Below are 17,170 nucleotides of genomic sequence, written 5' to 3' on the forward strand. Positions count from 1 at the left end.
GCCGCGGCCTGTCATGCTCGACGCAGCAACCCTCGGGCTGCTAGCCTGCCTCGCTTGCTTGCAGCTGACCAACGCGCGCTTTTCCGGCGCAGCCTTGGTGTATACTCGCCCACTTTATCGATTTCGGAAGCATCCCCATGCAGTTTCTCCAACACCTGATTGAATTCATCAGCGCGCACTACCTGCTGACCACCGCCTTCCTCGTTGTACTCGGCCTGCTGCTGTTCACCGAAGGACGCAAATCCGGCGCTGCCGTCAGTACCCAGCAGGCTACCGCCATGATCAACCGCGAGAACGCTGTCGTGGTCGATGTTCGGCCGAAAAAAGACTTTGCCGCAGGCCATATCGTTGATTCGATCAACATTCCCTTCGATAGTTTGGCGACCCGCCTCAGCGAGCTGGACAAGCACAAGGGCAAGCCATTGCTGCTGGTCTGCGCTGCAGGCCAACATGCCGGCGGCTGTGCCAAGCAGCTCAAGGCAGCAGGTCACGAAAACGTAGCACGGCTATCCGGCGGTATCGGCGGCTGGCGCTCAGACAACCTGCCGCTGGTGAAATAACGTGGCCAAGGTCGTCATTTATAGCAGCAACTACTGCCCTTTCTGCATTCGCGCCAAGCAGCTGCTTGATCGCAAACAGGCCGATTACCAGGAAATCAATGTCGATGGCCGCCCTGCCGTTCGCGCAGAAATGACGCGCCTGGCTGGCGGCCGCACCTCGGTACCGCAGATCTGGGTTGGCAAGACCTATATCGGTGGGTGCGACGAACTCTTCGCCTGTGAGCGCGCTGGACAACTCGACAGCCTGCTGGCAGGGTAATCAGCCAGATTTATCTACCGCTTTAAACCACACTAACGAGCATATTGATTAAGGATCGAGCATGGCCGACGAAAACCAGAACAATCAAGCCGCCAACGGCGCAGCCAGCCAGCCGCAGTTCAGCCTGCAGCGCATCTACGCCAAGGACATTTCCTTCGAGTCACCCAAGGCGCCCAGCGTCTTCCAGGCCCAGTGGAACCCGCAGGTCAATCTCGATCTGAACACCCGTCACACTGAGCTTCAGGAAGGCATGTACGAAGTCGTACTGACCCTGAACGCCACGGTAACCAACGGCGAAGACGAAACTACCTTCATCGCTGAAGTGCAGCAGGCCGGCATCTTCGCCATCAATGGCCTGGAAGAAGCCGCACTGCGCCACACGCTGGGCGCTTTCTGCCCGAACATCCTGTTCCCCTATGCGCGTGAAGCGATCGACAATCTGGTTCTGCGTGGCAGCTTCCCTCCTCTGATGCTGTCGCCGGTCAATTTCGACGCGCTCTATGCTCAGGCAGAGCAGCGCCGCGCTCAGGAAGCAGCCGGTACCGCCTGATTGCAACCGATGTGGCGTGCCCTTGCAAAGACGCGCCACACCTTTCATCTGCCTGTTTCTACCGTCCACAACTACAGCCCCTCGTAAACCGACTTTTGCCTTGTGCGCCACGCAGCGCATGCTCTAAGGTAAGCAACCGCAAATTTGCAGAAGACGGACTATCGCATGACCCTGCCGGCCTCCCGCCCCCTTTACCTGCTTGCTTTCATCGTCTGTGTACTTCTGATGGGTACCGCCCTGTATCTGGAACACGTGGTTGGCCTGGAGCCCTGCCCGCTGTGCATCCTGCAACGCGTGGCGGTGATTGTGATTGGCCTGCTTTGCCTGGCTGCCGTACTGCACAATCCGACCCCACGCAACGGCAAGCGCACCGGCGCACGGATCTATGCCGTGCTGCTGATCGTTGCCAGTCTGTTCGGCGGAGCAACAGCCGCGCGCCAGGTCTGGCTGCAGCATCTGCCCGCCGACCAAGTGCCTACCTGCATGCTGCCACTGGATTACATGTTAGAAGCCCTGCCCTTCTGGGAAGTGCTCAGCCAGGTATTCAGCGGCACCGCCCAATGCGCTGAAGTCACCTGGACCTTCCTTGGCCTGAGCATCGCCGAAGGCACGCTCATTGCCTTCGTCTGCTTTACCGTTTTTGGCCTGATGCAGTTACTGCGCAAGGTCGACTGAACCCACCGGGAGCTCGGTATGAAAACGCTACTGATACTGCTGTTGTGCTGCACGCTGGCAGCCTGTGCCAGCTCCGATGTGGAGCAGTATGCCGCCGAGCAACCGGCGCTCTCCTTGCAGGATTATCTGAACGGAGATCTGCAGGCCTGGGGCATGTTCCAGGATCGCAGCGGCAAGGTCATCAAACGCTTCCATGTGAAGATGACGGGCCAATGGCAAGGCGATACCGGAACCCTGGATGAGCGCTTCACCTATTCCGATGGTTCGACCGAGCGCCGCGTCTGGACGCTCACCCGGCAAAGCGACGGCAGCTGGCAGGGTACTGCTGATGACGTTGAGGGCGTAGCAACCGGCAAAGTGGCCGGCAACGCCTTCCACTGGGCCTACCGATTGCGTCTGCCAGTGGATGGTAGAACCTGGGTCGTGGATCTCGATGACCGCATGTACCTGATAGATGACAAGGTGATGCTCAACCGCGCGATCATGAGCAAGTGGGGTGTCACTTTGGGCAGCATCACACTCAACTTTTATAAACCTTGAAGCACAGCCATCGACTGGCCTATTCTGTTGCGACAACGAGACGAGACACACCCATTTTGCCGGCATGCCGGCCCCTTCGACGAGGTGGAAGATGCTGGACAGTTGCACAAACTCCCAGGAGCGCTGGGGCGGCGTTCACCAGCTGATCGACCGCTGGCTTGCCGAGCGCAAGCAGATGGTCATGAACTACACCCAATTGCGCAAACGTCAGGCGCCGAGCAGCGCACCCGATACCGAACTCGCGGCCTTCTGCGATGCACTGGTCGACTACCTGTCTGCCGGGCACTTCGAAATCTACGAACAACTGATGCGCGAAGCGGAAGACTTCAAGGATCAGCGCGGCATCGAACTGGCCCATCAGGTTTACCCACGCATTGAAACCATTACCCGTGAAGCGGTGACCTTCAACGACACCTACGGCCAGCCCGATTGCGGCGTCGATGAAGAAACCATGCAAACCCGCCTGCATCACCTGGGCGGCCTGTTGCATGAGCGCTTCGAGCTGGAAGACTGCCTGATCGAAGTACTGCATACCGCTCACAAGGACATGCTCAGCACTGTCTGAGCCACAGGAAACCCCAGTGACCAGCACCGACAACAGCAAAGCCGCCAAAGCCAGCGACCCGGTATCCAACCCACTGCATCTGCTGCAGACCATGACCAGAACGCTCAACGAGCACCTGACTGACGCCTGCGCCCGAGCAGAGCAGGATGCCCGCAAGGCACTGGAAAAGCTGCAGCGCCAGCAGGAAAAGCTCGACCTCAAACTTAGCCAGACCCAGCAGAAACTCAGCAGCCGTGAAGCCGAGCAGCCTGACAAGCCAGCCAACAAGACGCGCAAGAAACTGGCCGAGCTGGAAGCTGCAAAGGTGGAACTGCATGAAGCGCGGCAAAAGGCCGAGAGCTACATCAAGCAACTGACCAGCGACGTGCGCCAGACGCTACGCCTGGCCAAAGGCCTTGAGCGAATCGACAACCAGGTTGCCCAGGCGCTCGACAAGCGTGACAACCCAAAGCCTGCGGCCAAGCCGCGTGCCCGTCGCCCAGCCGCCCAGCGCAGCAACAAGCCCGCCGCGCGGAAGCCGAAAGCGGCCGCTACCCCGCCGGCGAACTGAAACCGATCTGCGCCGCTGCTTCGGCAGCGGCCGCGTACCTCTCCAGCAAATTCTCCAAGCGCTCACCACAGCTCGGCTGCTGCACGCTACTCAGCGCCAGCAAGTGCTCACGTAATTCGCCGCCCCCGGCCTCCGCCACCGCCAGCGCCCAGTCCTGCAACCGTGCCATCTGCAACAACTCTGCTTCCAGCTCCAACCGCTTCGCCTGTTGATACAGCGCTTGCGCCGCCGGGTCCTGCTTCAGACGACGACGTACCACCCGCACGGGATCAATGACCTGATGCTGCCAGGGACTATGCAGCCCCACCAGCCAGGCCAGCTTCTGGCCCGGCACGGCTCGCCCCTGCGACCATAACCAGGTGACCGTCAGCAACAGCAGCACATCCTGCGCGCACTCATCTTGCAGCGCCAGCAGCGCGGGCGCTATGCCCGGCCGGGCATAACAGTCCAGCGCCCAACTACGTAGATCCGGATTAACCTCGTTCATTACTCACTCCACTGCTCACAGCGACACGGCGCGCTGATATACTCGCGCCCCATGATCACCATCGAATCCCTTACGTTGCAACGTGGCCCGCTGCGGCTGCTCGACAACGCGAATCTTACCCTGCATGCCGGCCAGAAAGTCGGCCTGCTGGGTACCAATGGCGCCGGCAAGTCCAGTCTGTTTGCACTGCTGCGCGGCGAGCTCGAACCCGACGGCGGCGAATGCGGTCTGCCGGCGGACTGGCGTATCGCCCATATGCGGCAGGAAATCGAAGACCTCGACCGCCTCGCCGTAGACTATGTGCTCGATGGCGACCACCGCCTGCGCGACATCCAGCGCCGCCTGCAACAGGCCGAAGCGCAGCAAGCCGCTGAGCAACTGGGCAGCCTGTACGGCGAGCTGGAGAGCCACGACGGCTTTACCGCCGACAGCCGCGCACGCACGCTGCTGGCCGGCCTGGGCTTTACCACTGAACAGTGTGAGCAGCCGGTGGGCGACTTCTCCGGTGGCTGGCGCATGCGCCTTAATCTGGCACAAGCGCTAATGCAACCCTCCGATCTGCTGCTGCTCGATGAGCCGACCAACCACCTCGACCTCGACGCTATTCTCTGGCTTGAGGACTGGCTGCGCGGCTACCCCGGCACCCTGCTGCTGATCTCCCACGACCGCGACTTTCTCGACGCCGTGGTCGAGCACATAGTGCACGTAGAAGGTCAGAAACTGAATCTCTACCGCGGCGCCTACAGCCAGTTCGAGCGCACCCGCGCCGAGCGCCTGGCGCAGCAGCAGTCCGCGTTCGAGAAGCAGCAGGCGCAGCGCGAACATATGGAGAAGTACATCGCCCGCTTTCGCGCCCAGGCCACCAAGGCCCGACAGGCACAGAGCCGGCTGAAAGCCCTGGAACGGATGGAGGAGCTCAGCCCGGCGCACATTGACTCGCCCTTCTCGTTCAGCTTCCGCGAGGCGGCCAATCAGTCCACTCCGCTGCTCGATCTCGACAAAGCCCAGCTCGGCTACGAAGGCAAACCCATCCTCGCCGACGTCAAACTGCAACTGGCACCCGGTGCCCGCATTGGCCTGCTGGGCCCCAACGGTGCCGGCAAGTCAACGCTGATCAAGTCGCTGGCCGGCACCTTGCCGTTGCTCAGCGGCGAACTGAAAACCGGCGAGCACTTGGCCATCGGCTACTTTGCTCAGCACCAGCTCGACAGCCTTGACCCCGCCGCCAGCCCGTTGCTGCACCTGGCCAGGCTGGCGCCCGATGAGCGCGAGCAGACGCTGCGCAACTTCCTCGGCGGTTTTGACTTCCAGGGTGATCGCATCGATCAGGCGGTAGAGCATTTTTCCGGTGGCGAAAAGGCCCGCTTGGCGTTGGCGCTGATTGCCTGGCAAAAGCCCAACCTGTTGCTGCTCGACGAGCCGACCAACCACCTCGACATGGAGATGCGCCACGCGCTGACCATCGCTCTGCAGGCGTTCGAAGGTGCCATGCTGCTGGTCTCGCACGACCGCGCGCTGATCCGCGACACTACGGACGAGCTCTGGCTCGTCGCTGACGGCAAGGTTGCCACCTACAACGAGGACCTGGACAGCTACACTCGCTGGCTGGCGCAGTTCCGTCAGCAGCAGGCTGCTGCCGCGCAGCCCGACAGCAGCAGTGCACCCAAGGTCGACGCCAAGGCGCAGCGCCGCGCCGCTGCCGAACAGCGGCAACGTCTGGCCCCACTGAAAAAGGCGGCGGACAAACTGGAGCAGCAACTGGCCTCAGCCAATGACGAACTCAGCGAAGTCGAGACCTTGCTGGGCGACAGCACACTGTACGAAGCGGCCAACAAGGATGAGTTGAAGCAATTGCTGGCCCGCCAAGCCAGTAGCCAGCAGCGCGTTGCCGAGCTGGAAGAGGCCTGGCTGCAAGCCCACGAAGAACTGGACAGCCTGCAGGCTGCATTGGCGGCCGAATGATTCTGTGGATTGATGCCGATGCCTGCCCCCGTCCGGTGCGCGACGTCGCGGTCAAGGCCGCGCGACGCAAGCAGATAGAGCTGGTGCTGGTGGCCAACAGCGCCCAGCAGCTGCCACCCGGACCCGGCGTGCGCCAGGTAATCGTCTCGGCCGGTGCGGATGCCGCCGATCATCACATCATTGAACAGGCGAGCCCCGGTGACCTGGTGATTACCGCCGACATTCCACTGGCAGCCGGCCTGGTCGACCGTCAGGTGACCGCGATCAACCCGCGCGGCCAAGTCTACGACAAAGCCAGCATCGGCGACCGACTGGCAATGCGCAATCTGATGGATGAACTACGCGGCGCCGGGTTGGCAGGGCGCGGCGGTCCTGCACCCTACAGCGACCGCGACAAGCAGGCCTTCGCCAACGCGCTGGACCGCCTGCTCACGCGGGGCGCCTGAGCCTCAGCCGCGCCCACTGGTAACAAACTGACTGACGTCGCCCTGTAGCTGACCGCGCACCTGTTCAAGCTCCGCAGCCTGTTGGGCCAATTCGGCTGCCTGCTCGGCGTTGGCCAGTGCAATGTCCCCAATCCCCTGCAATCGCTGCGCGACGTCGTCACCGACTGTTGCTTGCTCCTGCGTAGCCGCTGCGATACTGCTATTGAGCTTGGCGATGCCAGCAACTTCACCGACTATGCCGGCCAGCGTGTGGACGCTGTCGTCCGTGACGGTCATACAGCGTGTCACCGAGGCCTGACTCAACTGCATGGCACCGCGTGCCTCTTCAGAGGCCTGCTGCAGACGCGCGATAAAGTCTTGAATCTCTGCCGTTGAATGGGCAGTGCGCTGCGACAGATTCCGCACCTCGTCGGCGACCACGGCAAAACCACGCCCCTGCTCACCGGCGCGCGCTGCCTCAATCGCTGCATTGAGCGCCAGCAGGTTGGTCTGCTCAGCCACGCCCTTGATCACATCCACCACCTGGTCAATATCTACTGCCAGCTGGGCAGCCCCGTTAACCGCCTCCCCGGTACGCCGAATATTGGCCTCCAGCGAGCCCACCTCTTGACGGATGTCCTGCATCGCCTTGTGCCCCTGCTGTGCATGGCGATCGGCATCTTCCGAGGCACTGGCCGCTTCGGCGGCGTTGCGGGCCACCTCAGCGGTCGCATGACTCATCTCATGCATTGCCTGCACCATGTAATGGGTTTCATCCTGCTGGCGTTCAGCACTCTGGCGCACGGCGCCTGACTTGCTGGTTACCGTCTGACCTACCTGGGCCAGCCGCTGCAGATTGCCCTCCACATCCGCCACCATGGTGTCGAGACTCGCCACCAGGTTGTTAAACGAATCAATCATGGGCGTGCGCATCGGCACGCGGTAAGTCAGGTCAACACCTTTGCCCGAGGCCAGCATCATCGCCGTGGCACGCGCCATCGCTTCACCTTCAAGCGCATCGCGATAACCTAGCCGCGCCAGATAAATCAGCACTGCCGCCTCCACCAGCACGTAGCCGGCGTGGACGAAAACCAGCCCAAAGGTCACGCCCTTGGCGAGCCAGACACCCAACTGCTGGCTTTGCAGGTAAAAGAACATGAAATGGTGAACCGCGATCACCAGCGTCGCCACCGCAATTGGTAGCCAGTCACGGTAGTAGATGAGAAAGGCTAGCAGCACGAAAATGGAAAAGTGCATCTCCAGGGTGCCGTGACTCTGATTGATGTGCAGTGCAGCCATGACCATGAAGGCCGCCCCCATAGCACAACGAAAAATGCGCCGCCCCTTGGCCAGTGCGTGCAGGCCGTGCATAACCAGCAAGGTGCCGCCGCCAACAATCAGCGCCTGCGCCCAGGTGCCGTACCAACTGGCCAAAGCCAACGACGCCAAAAAGCACAGCCAAAGCACACCCAGCATGACCCGATCGGCCTGCAGATAATGAGCATCAAGGCTGAGGGATTGGGGAATACTCGGATTCATCGACAGACCTCTCACCAGGAACAAGATCACACAGGCAAGCCACCGCATCCTGGCGTGTGATGCTTACTTTTCGCCCGGCCAGCAAGGCTTGCACCACCGGCTCGACAAAACTGCTGTCCGGCGTACAGTGCGCTCCATCACTGTAGGGGCCCACATAGGCCAGATTCCCCTGCGCATCCCAGATGGCAATGGACGGCGCGCCCGGCCAGTCTTCCCATACCTCGGGTATCGGCCAGTAGGGCAAGGCCTTGAGACCATCGGTCAGGCCATCGGTGGCACGCTGACCGGCGCGCGCAAACTGTACACCCTGCGCGCTGAAACGCTGCGTCATTTCATCTACGTAGCTTTCGTGTCCGGCGCTACAAGGACAAACGGACTGCCACACATGCAGCACCTGCACCTGCCCCGGCGCAAAAGGCGGCGAGACCGCTTCACCCTGAAAGTACGCTGGGCGCTCGAAAGATTTGATATAGCGCGCCTCAAACCACCAATAAGCCCAAACCAGTCCAGCGAGCCAAACCAGTAGCAAAAGCACAGTGAGTAGTCGGCGAATACAGGGGCTCATTACATCGTTCCGGAGGCAGGTCAAGGACGCCGCGTATTGTGCCACACCCGTTCACCATACCGGCATGGCCGGGACGCGACATTGGCACATGGCCGGCGTATCGATCCAAGCCCCGCACCACAGCCTCCCACCGTGCGACATCGCACCGCACATGTGCATCGATTTGTGCAAACCCCGCCACATCTTGGCCAATCAGCCAGTCTTGACGCCTTTGCAGCCGGCCAAGCTTGGTTTACCGTTGCAGCAACCCGAGACAATACCCCGATTATTCCCGTGGGTATGGCAGCCGCATCCAGCAAGCTGCCGCTCTAGCCCATGGATGACTACGCACAGTGCCGGCCGCCCCCGCCGCGCAAGGACACTCTCTGCTGATGCTTGCCGCACTCGACCTCACTACTTTGACTGTCACCCTGACTCTGGTGACCCTGAGCATGACCCTGCTATTGGCATTGGCTGCCTGGCACGCCGGCACCGAGCAGGGGTTGCGGCATTGGGCGCTCGGCAACTGCGCACTGATGCTGGGCCTGCTGCTCAACGTCAACCAGGAGCACCTGCATCACAGCCTGTCTATCGTACTTGCCAATGGCCTGATGACCCTCGGGCTCGGCGTCATCTGGCTTGGCGTCAGGGCCTTCAAGGGCAGCAGCCAGCCACAATGGGGGACCATCTGTGCGGCCGCCGTGATCATGGTGTTGCTGTGGTTCTTCCGCTTTCAGGTGGACCGTCTCGACATCCGCTACGCGATCAGTTCAGTCATCCTGGGCGGACTCTGCCTGATGTGCGCCAAGGAATTGCTGATCCGCGCAGCGCAACCGTTGCGCACCGCCTACTGGTTCAGTGGCGGTATCGCCCTGCTGTACGGCTTCTGCCTGGTGGCCCGCCCGGTGGCGGCACTCTTCGGCTGGCAGGCCGAACTGCCATTACTTGATAGCCCACTGCAGAACCTCACCCTGCTGGGCGCGATGCTCGCACAGATCGGCATGGCCAGCGGCTTCATCCTGATGACCCACTACCGCACGGCCGAAGCCCTGCACCGGCTGTCCGAGCGCGATGCGCTGACCAACACCCTGAACCGCCGCAGCCTGCAGGAGCAAGCCCACGTACTGCTGGAACTCATGGCCCAGCGCAGCCAGCCCGTCACCTTGATCATGGTCGATGCCGATCACTTCAAGCGCATCAACGACGAATTCGGCCACCAAACCGGCGACGCGGTGCTCTGCCACCTGGTCGCGCGGATCTGTCAGCACCTGCGCAGCGACGACCTGCTTGGGCGCTTCGGCGGCGAAGAATTCACTCTGATTCTTCCCGGGCTCGACACCGAACGCGCCGCCCAGGTAGCCGAGCGCATTCGCCAGGGCCTGTGCAGCAACCCGTGGGAGTCCGAGTCAAAGCCGGTATGGTTGAGCGTCAGCTTGGGGGTCGCCTGCTCCGAACATCATGGTTACGATTTCAATACCTTGCTGGGCGCTGCAGACGCTGCGCTTTACCGCGCCAAGGCTCTAGGACGAAACCGCGTCGAGCTGGCACCAGCACCCGGCGCCGACCTTGAAGATCAAATGGCCTTACGTCTGCTGTCACAATTCCGTCATAATCTGGACGTATAAACGTCAACCAGATAGGTGCATAGTGGACCCCATTCCACCGCATCAACGGAGTTATTGTGAGCCAGTCTTTTGTCCAGCGTCCTTTCCCCCTCAGCCGTCCCCGCCGTATGCGCAAGGATGACTTTTCCCGCCGCCTGATGCGTGAAAATACCCTGACAGCTGACGACCTGATCTACCCGGTGTTTGTACTGGAAGGCGAAGGTCAGCGCGAAGCCATTGCCTCTATGCCCGGGATCGAGCGCCTGTCCATCGATCTGTTACTGGACGAGGCCGCCGAGCTGGTCGAGCTGGGCATTCCAGCTATCGCACTGTTCCCGGTCACCCCGCTGGAGAAAAAATCGCTAGACGCTGCGGAAGCCTACAACCCCGATGGCTTGGCGCAACGTGCTACCCGCGCGCTCAAGGCACGCTTCCCCGAACTCGGCGTGATAACCGACGTGGCCCTGGACCCCTTCACCACCCACGGTCAGGACGGCATCATCGACGAGCACGGCTACGTGATGAACGACATCACCGTCGAGACCCTGGTCAAACAAACCCTGTCCCACGCCGAAGCCGGTGCCGACATCGTTGCGCCCTCCGACATGATGGACGGCCGCGTGGGTGCCATGCGCGCAGCGCTGGAAGACGCCGGGCTCGTACATACGCGCATCATGGCCTACTCAGCCAAGTACGCCAGCGCCTACTACGGCCCCTTCCGCGACGCGGTTGGCTCCGCCGGTAACCTCGGCAAGGGCAACAAGGCGACCTACCAGATGGATCCGGCCAACGGCAACGAAGCCCTGCAGGAAATCGCCGCCGATCTGGCCGAAGGCGCCGACATGGTCATGGTCAAGCCGGGCATGCCCTATCTGGATATCGTCTACCGGGTAAAGGATACCTTCAAGGTACCGACCTTCGTCTATCAGGTCAGTGGCGAATATGCCATGCACTGCGCCGCAATCAATAACGGCTGGCTCAGCGACGCGGTGATTCTGGAATCACTGATCGCCTTCAAGCGTGCCGGCGCCGACGGCATCCTCACCTACTTCGCCAAAACCGCAGCGCGCCAACTGCGCGAACGACAATCAAACTGAACGAGGCCCCCATGGCAGAGCTCAACAGCAGCCGCGAAAACCGCCAGCCCGAAGCGGCAACCAGCACCGCCGAGACAGCCCCCAAGGTCGAACTGGTACCCCGCCCGGCCCCCGTCAGCGACAAGCCTGCGGATAACGCCGTCTTGGCCGACATCAACGCGCCCGAGCTCTACATTCACCGCGAGCTGTCGCAGCTGCAGTTCAACATCCGCGTGCTGGAGCAGGCGCTGGACGAGTCTTACCCGCTGCTGGAGCGGCTCAAGTTTCTGCTGATCTTTTCCAGCAACCTGGATGAATTCTTTGAAATCCGCGTGGCTGGCCTGAAGAAACAGATCACCTTTGCCCGCGAGCAAACCGGACCTGACGGTCTGCAGCCGCAACAGGTGCTAAGCAAAATCAGCGAAATTGCGCATCATCACGTCAGCCGCCAATACAGCCTGCTGAACGATATTTTGCTGCCGGCACTGAGTGAAAAAGGCATCCGCTTTGTGCGCCGCCACCAGTGGACGCACAAACAGACCCTGTGGATTCGCCGCTTCTTCCGTCAGCAGGTGGCGCCGGTCATCAGCCCTATCGGCCTTGACCCGACGCATCCGTTTCCACTGCTGGTCAACAAGAGCCTGAACTTCATCGTACAGCTGGAAGGCGTTGACGCCTTTGGTCGCGATTCAGGCCTGGCAATCATTCCGGCGCCGCGCTCACTGCCGCGCCTAATTCGGTTGCCTGACGAGCTGTGCGATGGCGGCGACAACTTCGTCTTCCTGTCGTCGATGATCCATGCGCACGCAGACGATCTGTTCCCCGGAATGAAGGTGCTGGGCTGTTATCAGTTCCGCCTGACCCGTAACGCCGACCTGATTGTCGACCCCGACGAGGTTGACGACTTGGCCCGTGCGCTGCGTGGCGAGCTGCTGTCGCGCCGTTATGGCGATGCGGTGCGCCTGGAAGTGGCGGACAACTGCCCCAAGCCACTGACCGACTTTCTGCTGCGCCAGTTCGGTCTGAGCGAAGCCGAGCTCTACGAGGTCAATGGCCCGGTCAACCTGACCCGGCTGTTCTCAATTACCGGCCTGGAAAATCACCCCGAGCTGCAATTTCCGACCTTCAGCCCGGGCATCCCCAAGCTGTTGTCGAGCGCCGACAACCTGTTCCAGGCCATCAGCAAGCAGGACATCCTGCTGTTGCACCCCTATGAGTCGTTCAGCCCGGTCGTCGACCTGCTGCGCCAGGCGGCGCAGGACACCAACGTGCTGGCGATCAAGCAGACGCTGTATCGCACCGGTGCCAACTCCGAAATCGTCAACGCCCTAGTAGAAGCAGCGCGAAACGGCAAGGAGGTCACTGTGGTGATCGAGCTGCGCGCGCGCTTCGATGAGGAGTCCAATCTGCAGCTCGCCAGCCGCCTGCAGCAGGCCGGCGCCGTGGTCATCTACGGAGTGGTTGGGTTCAAGACCCACGCCAAGATGATGTTGATCCTCCGCCGCGAAGAGAAGAGCCTGAAGCGCTACGTGCACATGGGTACCGGCAACTACCACGCAGGCAACGCCCGCCTGTACACCGACTACAGCATCCTGACCTCGGACCTGGCGCTGACCGAAGATGTGCACAAACTGTTTAACCAACTGATCGGCATGGGCAAGACGCAGCGTATGAAGAAGCTGCTGCAAGCACCCTTCACACTGAAAAAGCGCCTGCTGGAGCTGATCAACCGAGAAACCCTCAACGCCCTGGCCGGCAAGCCCGCACACATCATCGCCAAGGCCAACTCCTTGACCGACGCCAAGATCATCAAGGCGCTGTACAAGGCGTCGCAGTCGGGGGTGAAGGTAGATCTGATCATTCGCGGCATGTGTTGCCTGCGCCCGGGCATTCCCGGCGTATCGCACAATATCACCGTGCGCTCGATTATCGGCCGCTTTCTGGAGCACAGCCGTGTGTACTATTTCCTCAACGAGGGACAGGATCAGGTGTGGATGTCGAGTGCCGACATGATGGAGCGCAATCTGGATAAACGCGTGGAGACTTGCTTCCCGCTCGAAGGCAAGAAGCTGATCACCCGCGCCAAACAGGAGTTACAGGTGTTTCTGACCGACAACACCCGCAGCTGGATACTGCAGAGCGACGGTTCCTATGTACTCAGCTCACCCAGCGGCAACCAGAACCCGCGCAGCGCGCAAACCGCGCTGCTGGAGAAACTAGCCAACTCGCCTCAGCGCGCCGTCAACCTGTAACCGGCCTTGGCCCAATACAGCGCCTCCTGGTCGAAGTCAGCCTGCGTCAGCGGGTTGGCTTCGAGCCAGCCTTCCGGGAAGTTCAGCACCAGATAGTCTTGCCCTGCCTCCACCGCCAACTCGGGCATATCCTGATTACCCCGAATGTGATGGTAGAGAATCGCCAGTCGCAAGATCATGCACAGGCGTAGCAGAGTGCCTGCATCATCGCCAAATTCACCCAGACGCTCGGCATTCGGCAGGTTGCGTCTGTGCCCACGAACCAGCAACGCCAGCGCCTGCTGGTCCTGACGAGAGAAACCCGGCAGGTCCGAGTGCTCAATCAGATAGGCGCCGTGCTTGTGGAACTGATGGTGCGCGATATCCAGCCCGACCTCATGCACCCGCGCTGCCCAGATCAGCAGGTCTGCCTGCTTGCTGGCCGACAGGTGCCACTGGTCATCCACCTTGCGCATCAGGCGAAGCGCCTTGTCCTCAACCCGCGCGGCCTGCTCGAGATCTACGTGGTAACGTTCCATCAGCGCGCTCAGGGTACGCTCACGCACATCCTCGTGCTGCTGGCGCCCCAACAGGTCGTACAGCACCCCCTCACGCAGCGCGCCTTCAGAGTGCGCCATGCTTTCAATGCCCAGGGCGTCGAACATGGCTTCAAGAATCGCTAGTCCCGCCGGCAGAATTGGCTGACGGTCGGACTTCAGCCCCTGAATATCCAGCTTGTCGACATGCGCCGCCTTCAATACCTTGCGCTTGAGCCACTGCAGGCCCTCACGATTGACCTCGCCCTGCCCCTTGCCGGCGGCCTGAATGCATTGCCCGATCGAGCGGATGGTGCCGGAGGCACCCACGGCTTCGGTCCAGCCGAGGCGATGAATTGCCTGTTCGATATTCATCAGCTCCAACCGCGCCGCCGTGTAAGCCTGGCTGTAACGGGCTGCGGTAATCTTGCCGTCGGCAAAGAACTGACGGCTGAAAGACACACAACCAACGCTCAGACTCTCGCGCAGCAGCGACTCAAAGCGCTCACCAACGATGAACTCGGTACTGCCACCTCCTATATCGGCTACCAGCCGGCGCCCGCCATCGTCAGCCAGGGTGTGCGAGACCCCCAGATAGATAAGACGCGCCTCCTCACGCCCGGAAACCACCTCGGCGCGATGCCCAAGAATCTGCTGCACCTGGCGAATGAACTGGCCGCGGTTACGCGCCTCGCGCAGCGCATTGGTACCGACGATGCGTACCGCGCCAGGCGGCAGGCCATTGATCAGCTGAGCGAAACGACGCAGACAGTCGAGGCCGCGCTGCATGGCTTCGTCGCTGAGCATTCGATTTTCATCCAGACCCGCGGCCAGCTGCACCTTCTCGCCCAGCCTTTCCAGAATCCGTATCTCGCCCTGATCAACCCGCGCCAACACCATGTGAAAGCTGTTGGAACCAAGATCAATCGCTGCTACCAGCGAGTGGTCATTCTGTTGTGAGTCAGCCATGCATTCGTCCCTTGAGTCGGTTATGCCTCGATTCTAGCACCCGATAGGTGACAGTTGTCTGCTGCACCGACCACGCCAAGCGCTGTCTGCCCTCCAGCTTCCGCTTCGCCGACAGGTGGTGCTATGATGTTGCGATTCCGCATTTAGAAACCCTTGGAGAAACGCATGAGCGATTTGATTGTGCATGTCACTGACGGCAGCTTCGAAGATGAAGTGCTCAAGTCCGACACCCCCGTTCTGGTGGATTACTGGGCAGAGTGGTGTGGTCCCTGCAAAATGATTGCCCCGGTTCTGGACGAAATTTCCAAGGACTACAACGGCAAACTGAAGATCTGCAAGCTGAACATCGACGAAAACACCGACACACCGCCCAAGTACGGCGTGCGCGGCATCCCGACCCTGATGCTGTTCAAGGACGGTAACGTCGAGGCCACCAAGGTCGGCGCTCTGTCTAAATCACAGCTGGCCGCCTTCCTCGACAGTAACATCTGATACCTTGAGCCCCGGCCATTACGCTCCGGGGCTGACTTTTTCCGGCAAAACCTAGACGCCACGCCTCAGCGGTGCTAGATTTGCTTTCCAACTCCTGGTCGCCCCCTGCGACAGTGGCTTATCGTTACCACAGCCAAACCCATCGCCCCATTCCAATATGGCGGCCGAAACCCAACCCTTTCCTGCCGATACTACTATTGCTCACCGACCCTATGAACCTGACTGAACTCAAACAAAAACCTATTACCGAACTGCTTGAAATCGCCAACAACATGGCCCTGGAAAATATGGGTCGCTCGCGCAAACAGGATGTGATTTTTGCCATTCTGAAAAAGCACGCGAAAAGTGGCGAGGATATCCATGGCGATGGTGTGCTGGAAATCCTGCAGGACGGTTTTGGTTTCCTTCGCTCCGCTGACTCGTCCTATCTGGCCGGCCCCGACGACATCTACGTTTCGCCCAGCCAGATCCGCCGTTTCAACCTGCGTACCGGTGACACCATCGCCGGCAAGATTCGCCCACCGAAAGATGGCGAGCGCTATTTTGCCCTGCTGAAGGTCGACTCGATCAACTTTGATCGCCCGGAAAACACCAAAAACAAGATCCTGTTCGAAAACCTTACCCCCCTGTTTCCTGATGAGCGCCTGGTCATGGAAGCCGGCAACGGCTCCACCGAAGACCTGATGGCGCGCATCATTGATCTGTGCGCACCGATCGGCAAAGGCCAGCGCGGCCTGCTGGTCGCCCCGCCAAAGGCCGGTAAGACCCTGATGTTGCAAAACATCGCCTCGAACATTGCCCGTAACAACCCCGAGTGCCACCTGATCGTACTGCTGATCGACGAGCGCCCGGAAGAAGTGACCGAGATGCAGCGCACCGTGCGCGGCGAAGTGGTGGCTTCTACCTTCGACGAGCCGCCAAGCCGTCACGTGCAGGTAGCCGAGATGGTCATCGAGAAGGCCAAGCGCCTGGTCGAGCACAAGAAAGACGTCATCATCCTGCTCGATTCCATCACCCGTCTTGCCCGTGCTTACAACACCGTGATCCCCAGCTCCGGCAAGGTGCTCACCGGTGGTGTTGACGCGCACGCTCTTGAGAAGCCCAAGCGCTTCTTCGGCGCCGCGCGCAACATCGAAGAAGGCGGTAGTTTGACCATCATCGCCACCGCGCTGGTGGATACCGGCTCGAAGATGGACGAGGTGATCTACGAGGAGTTCAAAGGTACCGGCAACATGGAGATCCACCTGGATCGCAAGATCGCCGAGCGCCGCACTTTCCCGGCGATCAACATCAACCGCTCCGGTACCCGCCGTGAAGAGCTGCTGACCAGCGAAGACGAACTGCAACGCATGTGGATTCTGCGCAAGATTCTGCACTCGATGGACGAAGTCGCTGCGATCGAATTCCTGCTGGATCGTCTGAAAGATACCAAGACCAACGACGAGTTCTTCCAGTCGATGAAGCGCAGCAAGAACTAAGCTGCAGGCAACAAGCTGCAAGCGGCCCCGCGTTGCTTGCAGCTTGTTGCACTTTAGGCCACCCGACAGACTACGCTGTCGGCATAATGTGCTTCTGACCAAACACCCCAGGCTGCCGCATCCTCGCA

Annotated in this window: 18 protein-coding genes; 14 read left to right on the top strand and 4 right to left on the bottom strand. The window is 60.8% G+C overall.

Annotated elements, in window-relative coordinates; all coding sequences use genetic code 11:
• The first annotated feature begins 137 nt into the window (after positions 1–137).
• The 7 genes from V7747_RS05930 to V7747_RS05960 all read left to right on the top strand — a co-directional run bounded on the left by V7747_RS05930 (position 138) and on the right by V7747_RS05960 (position 3,699).
• Complete coding sequence (locus V7747_RS05930) at positions 138–560, top strand: rhodanese-like domain-containing protein (protein ID WP_335615129.1); 423 nt, start codon at positions 138–140, stop codon at positions 558–560.
• 1 nt (position 561) lies between these two features.
• Positions 562–819, top strand: coding sequence for a glutaredoxin 3 (gene grxC / locus V7747_RS05935; RefSeq protein WP_335615130.1), 258 nt, complete (start codon positions 562–564; stop codon positions 817–819).
• Between the two features lie 61 nt (positions 820–880).
• The gene (secB, locus tag V7747_RS05940) at positions 881–1,369 is read left to right on the top strand and encodes a protein-export chaperone SecB (RefSeq protein ID WP_335615131.1); all 489 of its coding nucleotides are present in this window, start codon (positions 881–883) and stop codon (positions 1,367–1,369) included.
• A 165-nt stretch (positions 1,370–1,534) separates the two neighbouring features.
• A complete protein-coding gene (locus tag V7747_RS05945) occupies positions 1,535–2,044 on the top strand; it encodes a disulfide bond formation protein B (protein ID WP_335615132.1) in 510 nt (169 codons plus the stop codon).
• A gap of 18 nt (positions 2,045–2,062) precedes the next feature.
• Positions 2,063–2,584, top strand: coding sequence for a DUF3833 domain-containing protein (locus V7747_RS05950; protein WP_335615133.1), 522 nt, complete (start codon positions 2,063–2,065; stop codon positions 2,582–2,584).
• Between the two features lie 91 nt (positions 2,585–2,675).
• The gene (rsd, locus tag V7747_RS05955; RefSeq protein WP_335615134.1) at positions 2,676–3,149 is read left to right on the top strand and encodes a sigma D regulator; all 474 of its coding nucleotides are present in this window, start codon (positions 2,676–2,678) and stop codon (positions 3,147–3,149) included.
• Positions 3,150–3,165: 16 nt separating this feature from the next.
• Entirely contained in the window at positions 3,166–3,699 is a 534-nt protein-coding gene (locus V7747_RS05960; RefSeq protein ID WP_335615135.1) for a hypothetical protein, read from the top strand.
• Here the strand turns inward: V7747_RS05960 and V7747_RS05965 are convergent.
• The gene (locus V7747_RS05965) at positions 3,680–4,186 is read right to left on the bottom strand and encodes a TIGR02444 family protein (protein ID WP_335615136.1); all 507 of its coding nucleotides are present in this window, start codon (positions 4,184–4,186) and stop codon (positions 3,680–3,682) included. The two genes, V7747_RS05960 and V7747_RS05965, sit on opposite strands and share 20 nt — an antisense overlap.
• Positions 4,187–4,237: 51 nt before the next feature.
• On the opposite strand from V7747_RS05965, the gene V7747_RS05970 reads away from it, so the two are divergent.
• Both V7747_RS05970 and V7747_RS05975 read left to right on the top strand, forming a co-directional pair.
• A complete protein-coding gene (locus V7747_RS05970; protein ID WP_335615137.1) occupies positions 4,238–6,148 on the top strand; it encodes an ATP-binding cassette domain-containing protein in 1,911 nt (636 codons plus the stop codon).
• Positions 6,145–6,594: a YaiI/YqxD family protein gene (locus V7747_RS05975; protein ID WP_335615138.1), complete on the top strand. Its 450-nt coding sequence runs from the start codon at positions 6,145–6,147 to the stop codon at positions 6,592–6,594. The genes V7747_RS05970 and V7747_RS05975 overlap by 4 nt, the downstream gene beginning before the upstream one ends.
• Positions 6,595–6,597: 3 nt before the next feature.
• On the opposite strand, the gene V7747_RS05980 is transcribed toward V7747_RS05975, so the two are convergent.
• Together V7747_RS05980 and V7747_RS05985 are read right to left on the bottom strand one after the other, a co-directional pair.
• Positions 6,598–8,112, bottom strand: coding sequence for a methyl-accepting chemotaxis protein (locus V7747_RS05980; RefSeq protein ID WP_335615139.1), 1,515 nt, complete (start codon positions 8,110–8,112; stop codon positions 6,598–6,600).
• Positions 8,078–8,677: a DUF6436 domain-containing protein gene (locus tag V7747_RS05985; protein ID WP_335615140.1), complete on the bottom strand. Its 600-nt coding sequence runs from the start codon at positions 8,675–8,677 to the stop codon at positions 8,078–8,080. Before V7747_RS05985 ends, V7747_RS05980 begins: the two co-directional genes overlap by 35 nt.
• A 371-nt stretch (positions 8,678–9,048) precedes the next feature.
• Between V7747_RS05985 and V7747_RS05990 the strand changes: the two genes are divergently transcribed.
• The 3 genes from V7747_RS05990 to ppk1 are packed head-to-tail and all read left to right on the top strand — an operon-like array spanning position 9,049 to position 13,588.
• A complete protein-coding gene (locus tag V7747_RS05990) occupies positions 9,049–10,281 on the top strand; it encodes a GGDEF domain-containing protein (RefSeq protein WP_335615141.1) in 1,233 nt (410 codons plus the stop codon).
• Positions 10,282–10,337: 56 nt separating this feature from the next.
• Positions 10,338–11,357 (top strand): porphobilinogen synthase, encoded by a 1,020-nt coding sequence (gene hemB / locus V7747_RS05995; protein ID WP_335615142.1) that lies wholly within the window; start codon positions 10,338–10,340, stop codon positions 11,355–11,357.
• A gap of 11 nt (positions 11,358–11,368) precedes the next feature.
• Complete coding sequence (ppk1, locus tag V7747_RS06000; RefSeq protein WP_335615143.1) at positions 11,369–13,588, top strand: polyphosphate kinase 1; 2,220 nt, start codon at positions 11,369–11,371, stop codon at positions 13,586–13,588.
• Here the strand turns inward: ppk1 and ppx are convergent.
• On the bottom strand, positions 13,567–15,072 hold the full coding sequence (ppx, locus tag V7747_RS06005; protein ID WP_335615144.1) for an exopolyphosphatase: 1,506 nt from the start codon (positions 15,070–15,072) through the stop codon (positions 13,567–13,569). The two genes, ppk1 and ppx, sit on opposite strands and share 22 nt — an antisense overlap.
• Before the next feature lie 165 nt (positions 15,073–15,237).
• On the opposite strand from ppx, the gene trxA reads away from it, so the two are divergent.
• Together trxA and rho are read left to right on the top strand one after the other, a co-directional pair.
• Positions 15,238–15,564, top strand: a complete 327-nt coding sequence (trxA, locus tag V7747_RS06010) for a thioredoxin TrxA (RefSeq protein ID WP_335615145.1) — start codon at positions 15,238–15,240, stop codon at positions 15,562–15,564.
• Between the two features lie 212 nt (positions 15,565–15,776).
• Positions 15,777–17,042, top strand: a complete 1,266-nt coding sequence (rho, locus tag V7747_RS06015) for a transcription termination factor Rho (RefSeq protein ID WP_092286299.1) — start codon at positions 15,777–15,779, stop codon at positions 17,040–17,042.
• The last annotated feature ends 128 nt before the right edge of the window (positions 17,043–17,170 follow it).

The organism is Halopseudomonas sp. (assembly GCF_036960865.1).
Classification (GTDB): Bacteria; Pseudomonadota; Gammaproteobacteria; order Pseudomonadales; family Pseudomonadaceae; genus Halopseudomonas.